Origin of the sequence: Streptomyces tricolor (genome assembly GCF_002155905.1) — a bacterium.
GTDB classification, from domain to species: Bacteria; Actinomycetota; Actinomycetes; order Streptomycetales; family Streptomycetaceae; genus Streptomyces; species Streptomyces tricolor.
The window spans coordinates 1-2,019 of sequence record NZ_MUMF01000364.1 but is presented as its reverse complement, the minus strand read 5'-3'; the positions used below and the strand labels follow the sequence as shown (position 1 = coordinate 2,019).

General features: G+C 74.6%; 3 protein-coding genes and 2 pseudogenes. 2 read left to right on the top strand and 3 right to left on the bottom strand.

Annotated features, from left to right (window positions below; all coding sequences use genetic code 11):
* A pseudogene (locus CCN44_RS25195) lies at positions 1–388 on the bottom strand (hypothetical protein); the annotation flags it as partial.
* A 151-nt stretch (positions 389–539) separates the two neighbouring features.
* Between CCN44_RS25195 and CCN44_RS25190 the strand changes: the two are divergent.
* Positions 540–725, top strand: a complete 186-nt coding sequence (locus tag CCN44_RS25190; protein ID WP_079081063.1) for a hypothetical protein — start codon at positions 540–542, stop codon at positions 723–725.
* A gap of 120 nt (positions 726–845) precedes the next feature.
* Complete coding sequence (locus CCN44_RS25185) at positions 846–1,364, top strand: SixA phosphatase family protein (RefSeq protein WP_059251207.1); 519 nt, start codon at positions 846–848, stop codon at positions 1,362–1,364.
* An 82-nt stretch (positions 1,365–1,446) separates the two neighbouring features.
* On the opposite strand, the gene CCN44_RS25180 is transcribed toward CCN44_RS25185, so the two are convergent.
* Positions 1,447–1,860 (bottom strand): NUDIX hydrolase, encoded by a 414-nt coding sequence (locus CCN44_RS25180; RefSeq protein ID WP_237482988.1) that lies wholly within the window; start codon positions 1,858–1,860, stop codon positions 1,447–1,449.
* A 26-nt stretch (positions 1,861–1,886) separates the two neighbouring features.
* Positions 1,887–2,019: pseudogene (locus CCN44_RS46490) on the bottom strand (CHAD domain-containing protein); the annotation flags it as partial.

The window sequence follows — 2,019 nt, the reverse complement described above, 5'->3', positions numbered from 1 at the left end:
CACGCCCGGCGCGCTGTACATGAAGAACCGGGGCGCCGGGCGTGAGCAGTTCGGTGATGGGCCGGTGTTCGGAGGCGCCCGTGGGGTCCTCGGGGAGCATCACGGTGAGCCGGCCGAGGCGGTGCCGGTAGTCGTAGACGCCCCTGCCGCGGATGGTGACCCGGGTGCCGCCGGTGGCCATCTCCATCGAGGTGCCGGCCTTGGAACTGCCCGCGGCGCGCAGCGCGTCGGCGGCCCGGTGCAGGGTGCCGACGGGGTCGCCCGGGCCCTTGACGTCCTCGGCGGCGGCCCCGCGGCCGGAGCAGCCCGTGGCGCCGGTCCCGAGGCCGAGGAGGATGCCGACCGCGAGGACGGTGCTGCCCGCGCGCCTGTGCTGCCGCCGATCCATCGCCTGCCTACCCCCAGCCGGTGTGTCCGTCACGGGCCCCCTGTCGCTCGGTTAACGACGGGTAGGGGGTGCCGTCACGCGCCGTCACGCACGGCGGGGCATACGGAATCCGGACCGACCCTGTGCCCGCGGCCTGGGTACCGTTGTCGGCGTGGCAGTCACGGCAGTACCGGAGGACGGGCCGGAGCATGCCCGGACCGGACAGGAGCACCTCACGACGACGACCGAGCAGGGCCCCTTCTGCACGGCCCGGTGCAGCTGCGGCTGGCGCGGCCCCGCCCGCCGGGCCCGCAGCCAGGCCCGCGCGGACGCACAGGCCCACACGGCGGGCCGTTAGCCACCGGCCCTCACCGACAGCCGCCGGCCGTCACCGGCGGACGGCCGGACGTGCCCCCCTCGGCTGAATCCGGCGCCGTCCGCCCTCCCGGCGGCCGTCCGTGCACCACGATGAGCTGCCATGAGCGATGACACCTTCCGCCGTGTGGTGATCCTCCGCCATGCGAAGAGCGAGTGGTCCGACGGAGACGATCACGAGCGTCCGCTCGCGGACCGCGGTCGCAAGGACGCGCCCGCCACCGGACGCTGGCTCGCGGGCTCCGGCATCACCCCGGACCTGGCGCTGTGCTCGACGGCCGCACGCTGTCGGGAGACCTGGGGCCTGGTGGCGCCCGAGCTGCCGCAGCGGCCCAGGACGGTCTACGACGAGCGCCTGTACGAGGCGTCGACGGGTGAGCTGATCGCCGTGCTGAACGAGGTGTCCGACGAGGTCCGCGACCTGGTGCTGATCGGGCACAACCCGGGCACGCACGCGCTCGCCGACGCCCTCGCGGGCGAGGCGGAGGGCGACCTGCTGGCGCGCATGAACCGCAGCGGCTTCCCCACGTCCGCGCTGGCCGTGCTCACCTTCGACGGCTCCTGGCGGGGCGTCGAGCACGGCGTCGGGACACTGGTCGCCTTCTGGGCCCCGCACGCTTAGGGCCTGTCGTTCGGATCATGCCGGCGTCGCGAAAGGCGACGTGCCCCACAGCCGACCTGATCCGAACGACAGGCCCTAGCCGTCAGTCCCCCGCGCGCCGGTCGGAGCCGATCGCCGCCAGGGCCGGGGTGATCAGCTCCTTGTCCCGGGGGTGGGTCAGGCGGGCGTGGGCTTCGGCCGGTGGCAGCCACAGCAACGCGGTGACCTCGTCGTTGGGTGCGAAGGTGCCGCCGGTCGACTCCGCGGCCCAGTACGCGACTTCCTTGTCCCGGCCCGCGTTGTCGACGTAGCGCAGGGTCGGGAGAGCGGGTCCGAGCCGGCAGGTGTGGCCGGTCTCCTCCTGCACCTCGCGCAGGGCTGCCGCGCGGGCCGTCTCCCCCTTCTTCACCTTCCCCTTGGGCCAGGACCAGTCGGACCACTTGGGCCGGAAGACCAGGGCCAGCTCGACGGTGCCGCAGGCGGAGCGGCGCCAGAGCACGCAGCCGGCCGCGCGCACCGCCGGGGCACCTCCCACGGATTCCGTCACGGCGCGCTGACCGGCCGCTTCTGCCAGGCCTGCTGGAACGCGAACCGGGCCGCCTCCACCTCGTGCCGCTGGTCGGCGTGGAGCACGCCGAGCGCGTACGCCGTCGCCGGGGTGATGCGGGGCGTACGC